Annotated in this window: 13 protein-coding genes; 4 read left to right on the top strand and 9 right to left on the bottom strand. The window is 62.6% G+C overall.

Annotated features, from left to right (window positions below; translation table 11 throughout):
* Positions 1-10 precede the first annotated feature (10 nt).
* Positions 11-328 (top strand): rhodanese-like domain-containing protein, encoded by a 318-nt coding sequence (locus tag EIH26_RS04125; RefSeq protein ID WP_124061023.1) that lies wholly within the window; start codon positions 11-13, stop codon positions 326-328.
* A gap of 60 nt (positions 329-388) precedes the next feature.
* On the opposite strand, the gene metK is transcribed toward EIH26_RS04125, so the two are convergent.
* The 6 genes from metK to EIH26_RS04095 all read right to left on the bottom strand — a co-directional run bounded on the left by metK (position 389) and on the right by EIH26_RS04095 (position 8,278).
* On the bottom strand, positions 389-1,651 hold the full coding sequence (gene metK / locus EIH26_RS04120; protein WP_124061022.1) for a methionine adenosyltransferase: 1,263 nt from the start codon (positions 1,649-1,651) through the stop codon (positions 389-391).
* Positions 1,652-1,886: 235 nt separating this feature from the next.
* The gene (locus tag EIH26_RS04115; RefSeq protein WP_124061021.1) at positions 1,887-3,617 is read right to left on the bottom strand and encodes an ABC transporter ATP-binding protein; all 1,731 of its coding nucleotides are present in this window, start codon (positions 3,615-3,617) and stop codon (positions 1,887-1,889) included.
* Entirely contained in the window at positions 3,614-5,473 is a 1,860-nt protein-coding gene (locus EIH26_RS04110) for an ABC transporter ATP-binding protein (RefSeq protein WP_241152751.1), read from the bottom strand. Before EIH26_RS04110 ends, EIH26_RS04115 begins: the two co-directional genes overlap by 4 nt.
* Before the next feature lie 15 nt (positions 5,474-5,488).
* The gene (locus tag EIH26_RS04105) at positions 5,489-6,913 is read right to left on the bottom strand and encodes an ABC transporter ATP-binding protein (protein ID WP_164471048.1); all 1,425 of its coding nucleotides are present in this window, start codon (positions 6,911-6,913) and stop codon (positions 5,489-5,491) included.
* The gene (locus EIH26_RS04100) at positions 6,913-7,632 is read right to left on the bottom strand and encodes an energy-coupling factor transporter transmembrane protein EcfT (RefSeq protein ID WP_124061019.1); all 720 of its coding nucleotides are present in this window, start codon (positions 7,630-7,632) and stop codon (positions 6,913-6,915) included. Before EIH26_RS04100 ends, EIH26_RS04105 begins: the two co-directional genes overlap by 1 nt.
* Before the next feature lies 1 nt (position 7,633).
* Positions 7,634-8,278 carry an MptD family putative ECF transporter S component gene (locus EIH26_RS04095; RefSeq protein ID WP_124061018.1) on the bottom strand — a complete coding sequence of 215 codons (645 nt, stop codon included), beginning with the start codon at positions 8,276-8,278 and terminating at the stop codon, positions 7,634-7,636.
* Between the two features lie 217 nt (positions 8,279-8,495).
* Here EIH26_RS04095 and EIH26_RS04090 point away from each other — a divergent pair, with 217 nt between their 5' ends.
* From EIH26_RS04090 to gltX, 3 genes are all read left to right on the top strand, one after another.
* Entirely contained in the window at positions 8,496-9,872 is a 1,377-nt protein-coding gene (locus tag EIH26_RS04090; protein ID WP_124061017.1) for a carboxylate--amine ligase, read from the top strand.
* A gap of 4 nt (positions 9,873-9,876) precedes the next feature.
* Complete coding sequence (locus EIH26_RS04085) at positions 9,877-10,692, top strand: DUF1461 domain-containing protein (RefSeq protein WP_164470975.1); 816 nt, start codon at positions 9,877-9,879, stop codon at positions 10,690-10,692.
* Positions 10,693-10,797: 105 nt separating this feature from the next.
* Entirely contained in the window at positions 10,798-12,300 is a 1,503-nt protein-coding gene (gene gltX / locus EIH26_RS04080) for a glutamate--tRNA ligase (RefSeq protein ID WP_124061015.1), read from the top strand.
* Here gltX and EIH26_RS04075 read toward each other — a convergent pair.
* Genes EIH26_RS04075 through ftsH form a run of 3 tightly spaced genes read right to left on the bottom strand, consistent with a single transcriptional unit; the run spans position 12,297 to position 16,708 of the window.
* Complete coding sequence (locus EIH26_RS04075; protein WP_124061014.1) at positions 12,297-13,058, bottom strand: biotin--[acetyl-CoA-carboxylase] ligase; 762 nt, start codon at positions 13,056-13,058, stop codon at positions 12,297-12,299. The two genes, gltX and EIH26_RS04075, sit on opposite strands and share 4 nt — an antisense overlap.
* A 22-nt stretch (positions 13,059-13,080) precedes the next feature.
* Positions 13,081-14,388, bottom strand: coding sequence for a dihydropteroate synthase (gene folP, locus EIH26_RS04070; protein WP_124061013.1), 1,308 nt, complete (start codon positions 14,386-14,388; stop codon positions 13,081-13,083).
* A gap of 25 nt (positions 14,389-14,413) precedes the next feature.
* Positions 14,414-16,708, bottom strand: a complete 2,295-nt coding sequence (gene ftsH, locus EIH26_RS04065; protein WP_124061012.1) for an ATP-dependent zinc metalloprotease FtsH — start codon at positions 16,706-16,708, stop codon at positions 14,414-14,416.
* Between the last annotated feature and the right edge of the window lie 49 nt (positions 16,709-16,757).

The raw sequence follows: 16,757 nt of genomic DNA, 5'->3' as shown, positions 1-16,757 counted from the left end.
GAAGGACTCTATGGGATTGTTCTCGCTGTTCGCAGGCGGCGGTATGACCGAAAACGTAGCCGATGCCCGCAAGATCGGAGCGCTTATCGTGGATGTGCGCGAAGCCGACGAATACCGTCGCGGCCATATCGAGGGAGCCCTGAACGTCCCTCTGTCCGATCTGGCGTCCATCCGCAAGATCGCACCCGACAAACAAACGCCCTTGCGCCTCTACTGCGCCAGCGGGGCGCGCAGCACGCGCGCGGTAGGCCAGATGAAGGCCATGGGGTACGCGGACGTATCGAACATGGGAGGCATCATGGGCTACCGGGGCCCGCTGGAGCGTTAAGAAACCGGACGCGGGCGGCTGTTCCTCGATTCGCGAAGAGTCGCGGCCGCCGATACGAAGCTACAGGCCGCACGCGGCTTTCAGCTGCTCCACCCTGTTCGTGCGCTCCCAGGTGAACTCGGGAAGCTCGCGGCCGAAATGACCGTATGCAGCCGTCTTGCGATAAATGGGGCGGCGAAGGTCGAGCTCGTCGATGATGGCCCCCGGACGCAGGTCGAACACGCTGGTAACCGCAGACTCGATGTCGGCCACGGGAACCGTGTTCGTTCCGAAGGTCTCGACCATCACCGAGACGGGGTGGGCCATGCCGATGGCGTAGGCCACCTGAACCTCGCAGCGATCGGCCAGACCGGCTGCCACCACGTTTTTCGCCACCCAGCGAGCGGCGTACGCAGCCGAACGGTCCACCTTGGTGCAGTCCTTGCCGGAAAACGCGCCGCCGCCGTGGCGACCCATGCCGCCATAGGTATCGACGATGATCTTGCGGCCGGTGAGACCCGCATCCCCCATGGGCCCTCCCACCACGAAACGCCCGGTGGGGTTGATGTGGATGCCCGCATCGGAAGAAAGCCGCACGCCCTCGGCCTGGAAAACGGGCTCGACCACATGCTTGACGATATCGGCGCGCAAAGATTCGGTCTCGACATCGTCGGCATGCTGGGTGGACACCACCACCTGCTCGACGGCCACCGGTTTACCCTCGACGTAGCGAACCGACACCTGGGTTTTCCCATCGGGGCGCAGGTAGGGCAACGTGCCGTTCTTGCGCACCTCGGTAAGGCGCTCGGACAAACGATGCGCCAGGTAGATGGGCATCGGCATGAGCGTGGACGTCTCGTTGCAGGCGTAGCCGAACATCATGCCCTGATCTCCCGCGCCGGTCAGATCGTAGGGATCGGACCGATCGAGACCGTGCTGGGCCTCGAACGACGTATCGACGCCCAGGGCGATATCGGGGCTCTGTTCGTGAATGGCGTTCATGATTCCGCATGTAGAGGCGTCGAAGCCGTACTTTGCGCGGTTGTATCCGATATCGTCCAGAACGCCGCGGACGATCTCCTGCACATCGACGTAGGCCTGAGTGCGGATCTCGCCGGTAACCACCACCAACCCCGTGGACGTAAGCGTCTCGCATGCACAGCGGAACTGGCCGGGATCGGCGGGCTGGCCGTTCGGAGCGACGTAACCCGCTTCCGCCAGCTCGATCTCCTTCGCAAGGATGGCGTCGAGGATGGCGTCGGAAATCTGGTCGCACACCTTGTCGGGATGACCCTCGGTCACCGACTCGGACGTGAACAAATAGGAAGGCGATGCTTCTGCCATGTAAAGGCTCCTTGTATATCGTGACGCACTGCGCGCCCATCGACCATGCGCCGCAAAGCCGCAGCGCCGCAAACTTCACCCATTATATCCGTCTGGATGAAGCGCGGTTATCTGTTTAGGCACCGTTTACAAAGACACCCTCGAACGCGCAGGCGAATGCGGCCCGTCGCGCCCCGCACGGTGCGAACCGACCGAACGGAATGCCGACGACGAGCCGCATGCAGGGGGGCGGCGCCTACGCGCGGGCAATCCTCCAACCTTGCGCCTTCTCGCGATCCTTCCAGAAGCTGCGATAGCGACCTTCCTGGGAAAGCAGCTGATCATGAGTCCCCAGCTGGGTGATGCGTCCGTCTTCCAACATGGCGATCTGATCGGCCGCGGCTATGGTGGAGAGCCGATGGGCGATCACGAGCACCGTCCGGTTGCGGGCAAGCTCGTGCATCGCATCGACCACCGCGGCCTCGTTCTCGGCATCAAGCGCACTGGTCGCTTCGTCGAACAGCACGATGGGCGCATCTTTCAGCAGGGCACGCGCAATAGACACGCGCTGGCGCTCGCCTCCCGAAAGGCGGCATCCCCCTTCGCCCACGCGCGAGGACCATCCATCGTCAAGGCGAGAGGCCACCTCGTCGAGGCGCGCGATGCGGGCGGCGCGGCGCACCTGCTCGTCGGTTGCGTGGGGAGAGCCGAACCGCACGTTGTCCTCGATAGTTCCGTCGAACAGATACACATCCTGGAAAACGAGGGATATCATGCCCAAAAGATCGTCGGGTCGCATGTCGCGGACATCGACGCCGCCGATGCGGACGCTTCCCTCGTCGACGTCCCAGAAGCGCGCCACGAGCCGTGTGAGCGTGGTTTTACCCGAACCCGACGGGCCCACAAGCGCGGTCAGACTGTGCTCGGGACAGGAAAGCGAAACGTCGTCGAGTACGGAGCGCTTCTGATCGTAGGAAAATCCCACATGATCGAACACCACATCGGATGCGGAGGGCTTTTTCGGGTCGGCCGCCTGGGCCAGAGGCCGGGCCGATAAGACGCGCTCGACCGAGTCGAGGGCGTTTTCGCACACGCGAAACGCCATGCCCTGGGCCCCGATTTTCAGAAGGGCGTCGATGAAGCGCAGCCCCAGAATGGCTACGAACAGGTACTCGACGGCATCGATATCCCCTATGGCCAGCAACACGGTGGACGAGAGGAACGACAGACCGAACATCGCATACACCGTCACCGTGTAATTCAGCATCGGACGCTGCGTCATATCGAGCGTGGCCACGGTCGCCTCGCGATCGCGTTCGATATCCTCCGCGAGCGCCGCCCAGCCTTCGTGCGCCTGCCCCGTCGCCCGCAAAATGGGCTGAGCCTGAACGAACTCGATAATACGGGAGGTGAACCGGGCATTCGATTCCTCCTCCTTCAGATGGCCGTCACCGGCCGCCTTGCTCATCTTCTTCGCCCCCGCGTACAGAAGAGGGGCAAGCGCGATGAACGACAGGAAGATGCGCCAGTCGATGTAGAGAAACAGCAAGGCGATGCACGCGGGAACCGTGACGGACGAGACCAACTGGCGCAGAAACACGCCTGGGAAGTTCATGACCATCTGCAAGTCCCGCTCGAGCAAAGACGAAAGCTGGCCCGCGCGGGCTGCGGTGAACCACCCGAGGGGAAGCGAGACCACGTGATCGCCCAACCGCTCCTGAATGCGGCTTACCACGCGCTTCGTGCCGATGAAGTACCCGCGGTTCTCCGCGACGAAGCTCACCGCGGCCGACACGATGCCGAAGGCAACCACGATCAGGGCCCACCGCAACGCCGAGGCTCCGTCGGATTGCGCCAGCGCATGCAGAAGCGGGAGCAGCGCAACGTAGACGCCCGCCTCTACGACCCCCGCAAACGCGAAGAAAACAGCCTGGGGCTTCACCCCGGTCTTCTCGCCGACAAGCGCATCGATCTGATCGACGATCATACAACGTCCTTTCCGCCATGCTCAGCAGTATGCGCACCCGCCTGCTGGGCTTCCCACAACTCCGCATAGCGCCCGCGCGCTCCCAGAAGGCTCTCGTGCGTGCCCTCCTCGACGATCCGACCGGCCTCCATAACAAGGATTCGATCGGCATGGACCACGGTGTTCAGCCGATGGGCGATAACCACGGTGGTTCTACCCTGCACCAAATTGCCCAGCGCCTCTTGGATGGCGGTCTCGTTCTCCGGATCGGCATGGGCCGTCGCTTCGTCCAGAACGAGAATGGGCGCATCCTGGATAAGCGCCCGCGCGATGGCCACGCGCTGCGCCTCGCCTCCCGACAACGACCCGTCCGACGAACCGACCACCGTGTCGTAGCCACGCGGAAGCTCCATGATGCGCTCGTGTATCCGAGCAGCCTTGGCGGCCTCCACCATCTCGTCGTCGGACGCTTCGGGACGGGCCAGCTTGATGTTCTCACGGAGGCTTACCCCCAGCATCATGCTTTCTTGGAACACGATGGCGGCCTTCGACAGCACCGACTGAGAGGAGGCATCGCGCAGATCCACCCCGCCCATCCGCACCGTCCCCGAAACCGGATCCCAGAACCGCGGGATCAGCCGGGCAAACGTGGTCTTCCCGCTTCCCGACCCCCCGACAAGCGCGGTGACGGTTCCCGGAGCGAGACGCACGGTGACCTCGTCCAAGGCGCGCGACGACTCGGCCGCATACGAGAAGGACACCCTGTCAAACGCCACGTCCAGATCCTTCGACGGAAGATCCTCGGCACAGGCCCGTTCGGGCAGAGGCTTAACCGCAAGGATCTCGGAAAGGTGCTCTAGGCTCTGCTTGGCCAAGCGCAGAAAGCCCATCGAAGAGCCCACGGCCATGATTCCCGACGGAATATTGGCGCCCAGCACCAGAAACGGCACGCACGTTGCCAGGTCGCACCAGCCATTGGAAACGAACAGGCAGCTTGCCAACCCGATCATCGCAAGCATCATCCCCGGAGACGTGCCGGCCACAAGGAGGCTGTAGGCCCCAGCCGTGGCCTTCGTCCAAACATGCACGACCTCCGATAGGTCCCGCACGGCCCGGCGAAAGCGCCCTCCCGCCTGCCGAGAGCCGCCGAACGCCTTCACCACCTCGATGCCCTCGACCATCTCTACGACCGACGCCGACAGCTCGACGTTCGCGGCGTTGTACCGCTTATTGAGCTCGGAGTAGTCGCGCATCATGAGCGGCATCGAGACGGCCGTCATAACGACCAGATAGCCAACAAGCAGAAGCGCCAGGCGCCAATCGACGGTAAACAGGTACACCAAGGGGATGATCGGGGTAAGCGCCGCATTCACCAGGTCGGTGGGAGCGTGCCCCACCGATTGGTGCATGCCCAGCACATCGTCGGATGCGGCCTGCTTGGCCTCGCTCGACGTCCGATCGCTGAACCAACCCAGGGGAAGATGCGAGAAATGACCGAACAGGATGCGGCGGGTATTCACGCGGAAGTCCGCATCGGCATGATGGCATATGCCCGTGCCTCCCCCGAACAGCAGGCGACTCGCGGTAGCGCACGCAACCGACGCGATCACCATGAGCGCCAGAGTCTGCGCGTCGAACATCGATCCTTCCAGCGCCTTCTGGGCGATAACGATGGCAACCAGATACGGGACGAAGCCGAACGCAACCGACAGCGCCGATAGCACCATACCCTGCACGATCAGCCCGTGAACGGGCTTGGTAAGCCTCAGGTACAAACCCATAAGGCTCTCTTTGCCGCGAGCGCCGGCCGCCGAGGTCCCGCCCCGCCCGTCCGGCTCCCTTCCCCGGGCCTCGGATCCGTCCAAAGCCATTTCCATACGACCACCTTCCTTCTACATCGCCAACTCGTAGCTGTGCGTGCAGCACCGCTCCATGAACTCGTTGTCGTGCGTTGCCACCAAAACGGCCTGGCCTTCGCGCGACGCGAACGCAAGGGATTCCGACAGCCTTTCCATGCTCGAAGCATCCAAGCCGCTGGTCGGCTCGTCCAGCACCAGAATGGGCCTGCGCATCACCAGGCCGCATGCAATGGACAGGCGCTGCTTCTGCCCACCCGAAAGCGTCGAGGGGTAGCGCTCGCGCATATGCCACAGACCCAACGTCTCCAAAACGCGCTGCGCCCGCTCTCGGTTGTCCTCCGTCGGATCGACCAGCAGCATCACTTCCTCCAGCACGCTGGGCGTGAAGAACTCGGCCCGCACGTCGTTCGGACTGAACCACACCGACCGACGCAAGTGCCGCCGATTGCAGCGGGTGCCGTCGATTTCAATCGAGCCGCAGCGCGAGGCCAGCAATCCCGCCAGCACCCGCAGAAGCGTCGTCTTTCCCGCGCCGTTTTCGCCCGTTAGCGCTACGATCTGGCCGCTTTTCACCGAAAGGGACACGCCGTCAAGCACGCGGCGGCGCCCGAACGAAACCGACACGTCCCGCATCGCAGCCGCGTGCTCTCCCTCCCCGAGTTCGACGGCGCCGTCGAAAGACTCCGCCGCGAGAAGCCGGGGACGCGGGACGCTCGACGGGCTGCGCAGGCCAAGAGCAAGCAGCTCGCCCGGGGAAAGCGCCGCCACCTCTTGGGGGGTAAACGAGCGCTCGATGCGGCCGCCGCGCACGTAGAGGAAACGGTCGGCAACTCCCTCCAAATACGCGATGCGATGCTCGGCGATCACAAGCGCGTAGCCGGCGGCCTTCATATCCGCCACCGTCCGACCCAGTCTGGCCGCCGCCTCCTCGTCGAGGTTGGACGAGGGCTCGTCCATCACGACGAGGAGGGGATGCGGGGCGATCGCCGAAGCGATGGCCACTTTCTGCTTCTGCCCGCTGGAAAGCCGATCGTTCGGAACGGCGCGCAGCCCGTCCAGATCGAACGCCTGTATCGCCTCGTCGGTGCGCTGAACCACGAAGTTGCGGTCATACCCTAGGTTCTCGCAGGTGAAAGCGATCTCTCCGGCCAACTGACTAGAGAAGAACTGACTTGCCGGATCCTGGAACACGCTGCCCACGAACTCGGCGCGTCTCCACGAAGGGATGTCCTCGCACGGAACTCCCCCGATATTCAGCGAGCCCCGGGCCTCTCCTTCGTAATATCCGCCCGCAAGTCCGTTTATCAGGCGCGCGATCGTCGTCTTTCCGCCGCCGGAAGGGCCCAGCAGCACGACGCACTCGCCGCGCGCCACCGAAAGCGACGCATCGTGAATGGTTTCAGAAGCGCCCCTGTATGCAAACGACACCCGATCGAGGCTCAGCGCGCTGTGGCCCATCACGCTATTCTCCCCATCGTCACGACGCCCGCGCATACAACCATGCACGCAAGGACGCACACCGCATCCGAAACAGCGAAGGACGCCCGATAGTAGCTGGTTCGGGAAGTAGGGGCCTCCGCTGCGCGCGTAACCGCCGAGGACGCAAGCTGATCGGCGCTGTTAACAAGCGCCATAAGCATGGGAACCATGACGTACTCGTAGGTGTCCAACGGATTTCCCAGCACCTGGCGAACCGCCAGCAACCCGCGCTTGCGCAACGAGTCGCGCAGAGCGCGCCTCATCGAGGCGAAGGTGGGGAAGAACCTTAAGATAACCAGCACTCCGAGAATGATCTTTTTCGGGCATTTCATGCGGGACAGCGCTGCGCTGATGGTGCCCGGCGCAGAGACGCACACCACGCACGTGGCCGCCATCACGGGAAACGCATGCCAACCCTGATAGACGTGCATCGGAGAGAACAGGATCAGCCGCACCCCGAAGCGAGAAAACGCTAGGTACAGCACCGCGATAAGCGCCAGGGACACCGTAAGCCACAGCGCCATGCGCAGCGAAGCGACCCGCGCGGCGTAGACGATCGAAAAGATACCGAGAACCGCCCGAGCGCCGTCGCTCAGATCGAAGCTCGTCGCAACGACCGCGCATACGAGCACCGCTACCTTGGCCGTCACCGCAAAACCGACCGTACGACCCCGGGACTGAACAGAGGCCTGTTCCATATCAGACCGTTCCGGCCTTGGCGAAATGCTTGCGCATAAGGGCCCGAGCGATCAGACTTCCCAAAAAACCGCAGACGACGGTGCCGATCGCGATTCCGCATACCCATGCGGGATCGGTGTAGTAACGCAGGAAGGTATCGGCGAAAGACTGATCGAACCCCCTCGCCACCAAATCGTTCAGGTAGGCTTCGAGGTTCCTTACAACCGGGATCATGGTCGAGAGCAGGTACAGGCCGCTGAACGCAGACCATGCGGCCGTGATCCACCACGGGTTCGTGCGCTGCGCTTCGGTCCTCAGGAAAACGGCGTCCAGCAGAATTCCCCCCGCTATGTAGAAGGGAATCATGTACTCGAAGTTTCCCACCAAACAAAAGAGAAGGGAGCACATCGTTGCGAACAGCGTCGTGATCCCAAGGCGGTTCACCCGCAGAACCATGAGCATGTACACCGGAGCGGCTAAAAACACCGCCGCGCCCCCCGATGCCACCATCGCGGCATCGGGATGGATCATCGTCACGGACGCTCCGGCGAACATCAGTATGATGGCCAACGCGCTCATAAGCACGGCGGTCACCACCTCGCGCACGCCCCATGCCTTGAGGGCTTTCTTCCCTTCGCCTGCGCTCGCTTTATTTCCCCTTTCCATAACCGTATTCCTCCTTAAGTTACATACAGCTAACATTTATCGATCAGAGCATATACGCGAAACGAACCGTTGGCAAGCCAAGCTGCCGGAAACGCAACGATCCAGTGCTGTTTGGACGAAGAAACCTCGCCGGACGCGGCGGTAAGATAGAATCTCGCGTGAGCGCCGAACCCTTCGGGCAATGAATCGACGAACCGCCTTTTCGCAAAGGAAGACCATGAGCAACAACGCCGCCTACACGCGCGAATACCTCGAAATCGCCTCCGAGCTCGGCGGCGACATAGCCGGACGCCGCGCCGCCCGAGCCTACATGGAGCGCTCGACCGCCATCGTCCACCACCGCGTCGTCGACTCTGCCTTCGTGCCCCGTCTGTTCGATGACGTCACGTACCGCGCGATGAAAGACGCATCGGAAACGGCGCATCGCATCCTATGCAAGGTGATCGCCCATTACCTGGACGACCCCGAATACCGCACCATATTCGACTTCGACGAACGCCTCCGCGAGCTGATCCTGCTTCCGCGCGGCTACGATGCGCTGCTCCCCTTCGCCCGTGTCGATACCTTCCTTGACGAAGACACGCTGTCCGTCAAATTCTGTGAATTCAACGGCGACGGATCGAGCGGCATGAACGAGAATCGCGAAATCACCCATTCGGTCGAACAGACCGCCACGTTCGCAGAGTTCGCATCCCGCCACCGCGTCGAAGCCTGCGAGCTGTTCGACAGCTGGGTGAGCTCCTTTATCGACATCTACGCAACTTACGAGCACCGCGTCGACGATCCCGTGTTCGCCATCTGCGACTACCTCGATCACGGCGTGGTGGACGAATTCGAGATCTTCGCCGGACTGTTCCAGAAACGCGGGTACCGCTGCATCGTCGCCGATGTGCGCGACCTCGTTTTCGACGGACGATCCCTCCGCGCTCACGACGGCACGGCCATCAACGCCATCTGGCGGCGCAGCGTCACTAACGACGTCATCGAGTTCTGGGAGGAATCCCAAGGGATGATCGAGGCGGTTCGTGCCGAAAAAGTTGCCCTCATCGGCAGCTTTGCGGGGCATATTGTCCATGACAAGCAGATCTTCAAGGCTCTGTACCACCCCGCGACCACCGCGATCCTCACCGACGAGGAAAACGCGTTCGTGCGCGCCACCGTGCCGCTCACCACGTTCCTCGAAAGCGATCAAGTCGATCTGGAGGATGTGAAGGCGAACAAGGACGGGTGGATCATCAAGCCCACCGACCACTACGGAGCGGACAACGTCTACGCCGGCTGCTTCTTCGATCAGAAAGAGTGGGACGGCCTGGTGGATCGCTTCGCCAACGGCAAAGCGGGCTTCCCCTTCATCGCGCAGCACTACGTCGTGCCCTTCAAGACCGACACGCTGCCCCCCGACACCGGAATCGACAAGCTGGCCGACAACCAGGTAGCGTGCGAAACGGTGCCGTACAACAACCTCAACGGCCTGTATCTGTACAACGGGACGTTCCAGGGAGTATTCAGCCGCCTGGGGCCGCTGCCCACCATCTCGAAAGATATGCAGGGCATTACCGCCGCCACCCTGTGGGTCGATCGGGAAAGCGACTAACCTCGTGAGCAAGCCCCGCGCGCTTACCGCCGCACAAACGATCGTTTCCCTCGCCCTGGCGATCGCCCTTGTGGGAGGAGGGTACCTCGTCTGCACGGCCCCTCCCCTCTCGCCCGCGCTTTCCTCAGCCCTGGCTTGGGACGACCTGTCGCCCTTCTCGAAAGACCAGCTGTCCCGCGTCGCCGCCGCAGCGCGGGACTTCTCGTTCGGATCGCACGACCGAACCGCTTTGTACCGCACCATCTACCAGGTGAACAGGGAGCTGGAAGGCAATCGTTCAAGCGGTCTCTCCAATGCCGCGCAGCCATCGGGATTTCCCGATCTCGACGGGCTGTCGGAACAAAGCGATGGCGCCGCCTTCGCTTCGGCCTTCGCTTCGGCGCGCGACGCCTACGTCTTCGACCGATCCGCCGTCGAACACCTCGACGACGTGAACCGCGTCGCAACTGCGACGCTCCCCATCCTCGCGATCTGCATACTGGTGGGTGCCGGCGGATTGTTCGCCTTGGCGCGCGTCGCGGGCAGGCGCGCTGCCGCGGTTCCCCTTATCGCCTCATCGACGCTGGTCGTTGGATCATTCTCAGTCCTCGGACTATGGGCGGCCATCGATTTCATGGGAATGTTCAGCGCGTTTCACGGCATCTTCTTCACGCAGGGAACCTGGGAGTTCTCGGAAAGCAGCCTGCTTATCTGCGCCCTTCCCACCGAATTGTGGATGGCGCTGGGCGCTATCTGGTTGACCGTCAGCCTGCTTGCCTGTTCGGCCACCGGCCTCATCGGGGTTCGCCTGTTGAGGGAAAAGACGCGCGCATCCCTGTGAACTCCGAGAAAAACGAGCCGAAAGATGGCCCATCGCGCGCCGAATTGGTAAAGTCTTAACGTTTGAAGGTTACCGGGTTTGCCCGCTTACGACGAGAGGCACGACATGACTGATTCCCAAAAGAAGGTGCGCGTTCGCTTCGCGCCTTCGCCGACCGGCCGCCTGCACATCGGAGGTGCCCGCACGGCCATTTTCAACTGGGCGTACGCGCGCGCTCAGGGCGGAGATTTCATCCTGCGCATCGAAGACACCGACCCCGAGCGTTCCACGGAAGAAAACGTCCAGGTCATTCTTAACGCCATGAAATGGCTCGAGCTCGATTGGGACGAGGGCCCCGAAGTGGGCGGCGCATATGGGCCGTACCATCAGATGCAGCGCATGGACACCTATGCCGCCGCCCTTGAACAGCTGAAGGAAAGCGGGGCGGCCTACCCCTGCTTCTGCACGAAAGAGCAGCTTGATGAAAAGCGCGCGGCGGCCGAAGCGACCGAGGGCGGATATGCCGGCTACGACCGCACATGCCGTGACCTCGACGCGAACGAAGCCGCTCGCCGCATCGAAGCCGGGGAGCCCCATGTCTGGCGCCTGAGGGTTCCCGACAACCACGGCCCCATCGAGTTCGACGATGCCGTCTACGGCCACATGAGCTTTCCCGCCGATGTCATGGACGACATGATCCTCGTGCGCACCGATGGCACTCCCACGTACAACTTCGCCGTGGTCTGCGATGACGCCAACATGGCCATCACCCATGTGATCCGCGGCGACGACCATCTGTCCAACACTCCGCGCCAAATCCTGATCTACGAGGCTTTGGGACGCCCCGTTCCCACCTTCGCCCACCTGTCCATGATTCTGGGCGCCGATGGCAAAAAGCTCTCGAAGCGTCACGGAGCCACCAGCGTCGAAGAGTACCGCGACCGCGGCTATCTGTCCGACGCCGTCGTCAACTTCCTTGCGCTTCTGGGCTGGTCGCTTGACGGCGAAACCACCATCATCGACCGCGAAAAGCTGTGCTCGTCCTTCGATCTGGACCGCATCACCAAAAAAGACGCCGTGTTCGACGAGACCAAGCTCGACTGGATGAACGGCGTCTACATCCGGGAAATGGGACAGGAGGCCTTCGGGGCCGTTGCGAAGCCCTGGATCGAGCGCGCAGGAGCCACCGACGATTGGTTCTTGGCGCATCCCGACTGGGCGAAGCAAACCTACCCGCTTTTGTCCGAGCGCCTTACCCGCCTCGATGAGATTCCCGAGAAGCTGACCTTTTTGTTCTGGGGCGGCGAGGTGCGCGAACTCGATGAAAAATCGGTGTCGAAGGTTCTGACCAAAGAAGGAGCCCGCGCCGACGAGGTTCTGACCGCCGCTCGCGCCATCATCGCCGATGAATCGAACGACTGGGAATTCGAGTCATTGCAGGAAAAGGTGCGCGACCTCTGCGACGCCTTAGGGCTGAAGCCGAAGATGGTGTTCCAACCCGTACGCGTCGCCGTCTGCGGGAACATGGTTTCGCCCCCGTTGTTTGAAAGCTTCGAGCTGATGGAGCGCGCCGACGTGGTCGCCCGCATCGACTCCGTGCTGGCCCGAGTGTTCGGGACGCAAGCCTAGCGATGCCCGATGCGCGCGATGTGAGCCTCACCCGAAGCGACCGCTGAAAGCTCTCCCCCATCCGCGCGCACCAGCAAACGGCCGAGGGAATCGATGCCCGCAACCTCTCCTTGCGCAATCCGATCTCCCGCACGGTTCACCACCTCCACTTCCGCTCCCGTCAGCGACAGGCAGGAGCGGTACTCATCCGCGAACGGCTCGAACCCGCATGCGCACCAGTGCAGGTAGCGCGGTTCGAGCTGTTCGAGAACGCTTCGCGCAAGCCCTTCGATCGCACGGCGGCAAAACGCGCCCCCGGCAACCGACGCATCCGACAAATACGCCGGCGCGTACTTACCGGGCACGTCAAGGCCCTCCTCGGGCCGAACCACGTTCGCGCCAATGCCGATGCACAGCGCACCGCTTTTGTATTCAGAGGAAATACCGGCCAGCTTCCCGTGGGCGCACACGATATCGTTAGGCCATTTCACCTGGGCCTCCACCGCTGGAAACCGTTCGAGGACAGCCGAGCGCACCGCAAGCGCGACCACCAGGCCCGCCGTGGCAACCCGGTCGAGCGGAACCGGGGGACGCAGCAGCAGCGACAGGTACATACCGCCGTAGGGGCTGGCCCAGATGCGTCCCTGCCGACCGTATCCGGCGCTTTGGGAGAAGGCCAGGACGGCATACCCTTCGGGCGCGCCTTCGCCGATCGCCTGTTTAACCAGATCGTTAGTGGAGGTTACCGAGTCCCGCACCTCCAGGTTGAACAACCCCATACCGGCAGCCAGCCTTTCCGATCTAGCCGATGCGCACGGCCGCGCCGTACTTCACACCCGCATCGGAGAGAATCGAACCGTCGGCGAACACGAAACCGGGGCGGATCTCGGCCAAGGGCTTCACCACGAAGTCGCGCTCGAGCGCTCGCGGATGCGGGAGCGCCAACTCTTCCGTATCGACCACGTACATCTGGTAATCGACGATATCAAGATCGCAGGTGCGCGGCCCGTTGGGGATCTCGCGCACGCGACCCAGGCTGTTCTCGATGGCATGCAGGTAACCCAAAAGCTCCTTCGGGGCTATCCCCGTGCGCACAAGCGCCACGGCATTCACGAACGAGTCCTGATCTTCGTAGTAAGCAGGCTCGCTTTCGTAGAAGCTCGAGATATCGACGATATCCGTATCGGGAAGCGCGCACAGCGCGCCGATCGCCAAGTTCAACTGGGCGATCTTCGCTTCCCGCTCTTCTCCGGGCTGGGCGACCAGCGCCACGTTGCAGCCCAGGGCTATAACGGCGAGAGGGCGCAGATCCCTCAGAGCCGATGCGCTAGCCTCCACGTTGTGCGTTCGCACGATCGTGGCTCCCAGCTCGCAGCCCAGCAGCGCTTCGGTGGCCGAAGCACCGTCGCGGTCCTTGGGGGCGTCGATGCCGTAGGCGAATCCGACATAGCGCTTGCGCGAGGCCGCCGTCATAACCGGATACCCCAACCGCACCAGCTCTTGAAGGTTGCGCATAAGATCAAGGCTCTGTTCGGGCGTTTTGCCGAACCCAGGACCGGGATCGAGGCAAATTCGCCCGCGCGCGATACCGGCAGCCTCAAGCTGGCGGGCGCGGCGGAACAGGTAATCGCGCACCTCGGCCACCACATCGTGGTACGACGTGTCGCTCTGCATGGTGGAAGGCTCGCCCTTCATGTGCATGACCACCAACCCCGCATCGCAGGCTGCAGCCACGCTCACCATGGCGGGATCGCGAAAACCGGACACATCGTTGATGATCGCTGCGCCCGCCTTCACACAGGCCTCGGCCACTTCGGCGTGACGCGTGTCGATGCTTACGCATACGCCGCGACGGGAAAGCTCGGCCACGACATCCACCGTGCGCCGCAGCTCCTCTTCGATGGAAACCTCGGCCGAACCGGGGCGCGTAGACTCGCCTCCCACGTCGATGATGCAAGCGCCTTGCTGGACCAGCTTCAAAGCGTGCTCGATCGCATCCTCGGGTCGGTTGTGATCTCCCCCGTCGGAAAACGAATCGGGCGTAACGTTGAGGATGCCCATGATAATGGGCATCCTCTCGTCGAATTCATAGGTTGAACAGCACCACATAGGGCCATCTCCTTCGAGGCGATCGTTAGTTTCGCCGCTTCCCCTCGGCGTCGTCAAGGGATGCGCCCGCAGAACCGTCGGCACCTTCCCCTTCGATCGAAGCGTCCTGGACGGCAGAAGGGGAAGCTTCCGCCGGCTTTTCGACGGACTCCATACCGGGAATCGTCGAAACGGCGGCATCGGTCTCGGAAGACGCAGTCTCAAACCCCTCCATGCCGGGGATTCCCGCCATGCGCTCGCGCAAAGCGCGCTGCTCGGCTTCCTCCTCATCGCGCTTGCGCGCCTCAGCCTCTTCCCGCTCGCGCTGGGCGATCAGCTCGGGTTCGCGTGCCACGTATTCGTCCCACCTATCCTCAAGCAGGGCCTGGCACGCCTCGCCTTCCACCGTCTCGCGCTCCAGCAGAACCTTCGCCATGTTATGCATCTGGTCCTTGCGCGCGCTGAGAATCTCGTAAGCACGATCGTGCGCTTCCTTCAAAATGCGCGCCACCTCGGCATCGATAGCGCGCGCCGTCTCGTCGGAGTAATCCTGCGTGTTGCCGTAATCACGACCCAGGAACACCTCGTGATTGGGCTGACCGAACACCTGATGCCCCAGAATCGGCGACATACCGTACTGGGTAACCATCGCGCGAGCCATCTTCGTGGCGCGCTCGAGGTCGTTGCTGGCGCCGGTGGTGAAGTCGTCGCGGAAGATCTCTTCGGCAACGCGGCCGCCCATGAACACCGCCAACTCGTCTTTCATTTCGCCCACCGTCGAGAGAACTTTGTCCTCTTCGGGGATGGACAGCGTGTAGCCCAACGCACGGCCGCGCGAAATGATCGAGATCTTATGCACCGGATCGGCGTGGTCGAGCGTGAACCCAACAAGCGCGTGCCCGCTTTCGTGATAGGCGATGGTTGTCTTGGTCTCGGCGTTCATCACGCGGCCCTTGCGCTCGGGTCCGGCTATGATACGCTCCATCGCGTCGCTCACCTCGGTCTGGGTGATGATCTTCTTGCCGCGGCGCGCCGTAAGCAGCGCGCTTTCGTTCATCAGGTTCATAAGGTCGGCGCCCGTGAAGCCCGGGGTGATGCCCGCCACGGCCTTCAGGTCGACATCGCTTCCCAACGGTTTGCCCTGGGCGTGAACCTTGAGGATTTTCTCGCGGCCGCGCACGTCGGGCGCATCCACTACGATCTGGCGATCGAAGCGGCCCGGACGTAGAAGCGCCGGATCGAGAACGTCGGAGCGGTTGGTAGCCGCGATCAGAACCACCGAATCGTTCTTCTCGAAACCGTCCATCTCGACCAGCAGCTGATTGAGCGTCTGTTCTCGCTCGTCGTGCCCGCCACCCAGACCGGTGCCGCGCTGGCGGCCCACCGCGTCAATCTCGTCGATGAAGATAATCGAAGGCGCCGCCTCTTTAGCCTGCTGGAACAGATCGCGCACGCGGCTTGCACCCACGCCGACGAACATCTCGACGAAGTCGGAGCCCGAGATGCTGAAGAACGGCACGCCGGCCTCGCCGGCAACCGCACGGGCCAAGAGGGTCTTACCGGTGCCCGGAGGGCCCACCAGAAGGCAGCCGCGCGGAATCTTGGCGCCCAGCTGACGGTACTTCTCGGGATTCGCCAGGAAGTCTTTGACCTCCTGCATCTCCTCGACCGCCTCGTCTACGCCGGCAACATCGTCGAATTTGACGTCGGGGCGCTCCTCAAGCGTCTTTTTCGCTTTGGCGCGCCCGAAACCCATCTGCGAGTTCTGCGCCTTCATCATCTGCGTGAGGAACAGCCACAGAAGCGCGCCCATGATGAGGATGGGCAGAAGCGTGGTGAGGATGTCGGCGAACGGAGAGGGCAGCTTGATCTGGTACGTGGTGTCAGGATGCTTCGTCACCAGGTTGATCAGCGAGTCCTGCCCAACATACGTAGAGGTGTACTTGCGCTCGGTGCCCAGTTGCTTGGCCTCGATAGCCTCGGTTGCAATGCCCTGGAGGCTAACCCACGCAGGAGCTTCGGCGTTCGCAAGCGCACCCAGCGCCGAAAACGACTTGTTGAAGGCGCCTGCCGCCGTAGAGCCTGCGGTGACGGCCGGATAGTAGGTTCCGCTCACCGTATGAGAGCCCGCATCGTAGGTAACCGAAACCACGCGATCCTGCTCGACCGCCTGGATGAATTCGGACGTGATGAGGTTGTCGGTGGGTTTGCCGTCGGGGTTCGTCATAGCGAGGAACTGCCGCCCGGCCAAAAACGCCACGAACGCGAACAAGACGACGCTGACGATGGCGGTACGCAGGTTAGCACCCTGAATCGGGGGTTTCTTGCTGTTGTTTGACATTGCGCCTTACCTTTCGCAGACAACATGCGTCTGCCCTGTTGCCTAGAAT

Source organism: Gordonibacter sp. Marseille-P4307, from assembly GCF_900604965.1.
Lineage (GTDB): Bacteria > Actinomycetota > Coriobacteriia > Coriobacteriales > Eggerthellaceae > Berryella.
This window is presented reverse-complemented; position numbering and strand designations above follow the sequence as displayed.

What these genes read in the sequence shown, in the direction of transcription:
- EIH26_RS04125 (WP_124061023.1), top strand. Translation starts at nt 11, where the DNA reads ATGGGATTGTTCTCGCTGTTCGCAGGCGGCGGTATGACCGAAAACGTA.
- metK (WP_124061022.1), bottom strand. Translation starts at nt 1,651, where the DNA reads ATGGCAGAAGCATCGCCTTCCTATTTGTTCACGTCCGAGTCGGTGACC.
- EIH26_RS04115 (WP_124061021.1), bottom strand. Translation starts at nt 3,617, where the DNA reads ATGATCGTCGATCAGATCGATGCGCTTGTCGGCGAGAAGACCGGGGTG.
- EIH26_RS04110 (WP_241152751.1), bottom strand. Translation starts at nt 5,473, where the DNA reads ATGGAAATGGCTTTGGACGGATCCGAGGCCCGGGGAAGGGAGCCGGAC.
- EIH26_RS04105 (WP_164471048.1), bottom strand. Translation starts at nt 6,913, where the DNA reads ATGGGCCACAGCGCGCTGAGCCTCGATCGGGTGTCGTTTGCATACAGG.
- EIH26_RS04100 (WP_124061019.1), bottom strand. Translation starts at nt 7,632, where the DNA reads ATGGAACAGGCCTCTGTTCAGTCCCGGGGTCGTACGGTCGGTTTTGCG.
- EIH26_RS04095 (WP_124061018.1), bottom strand. Translation starts at nt 8,278, where the DNA reads ATGGAAAGGGGAAATAAAGCGAGCGCAGGCGAAGGGAAGAAAGCCCTC.
- EIH26_RS04090 (WP_124061017.1), top strand. Translation starts at nt 8,496, where the DNA reads ATGAGCAACAACGCCGCCTACACGCGCGAATACCTCGAAATCGCCTCC.
- gltX (WP_124061015.1), top strand. Translation starts at nt 10,798, where the DNA reads ATGACTGATTCCCAAAAGAAGGTGCGCGTTCGCTTCGCGCCTTCGCCG.
- EIH26_RS04075 (WP_124061014.1), bottom strand. Translation starts at nt 13,058, where the DNA reads ATGGGGTTGTTCAACCTGGAGGTGCGGGACTCGGTAACCTCCACTAAC.
- folP (WP_124061013.1), bottom strand. Translation starts at nt 14,388, where the DNA reads ATGTGGTGCTGTTCAACCTATGAATTCGACGAGAGGATGCCCATTATC.
- ftsH (WP_124061012.1), bottom strand. Translation starts at nt 16,708, where the DNA reads ATGTCAAACAACAGCAAGAAACCCCCGATTCAGGGTGCTAACCTGCGT.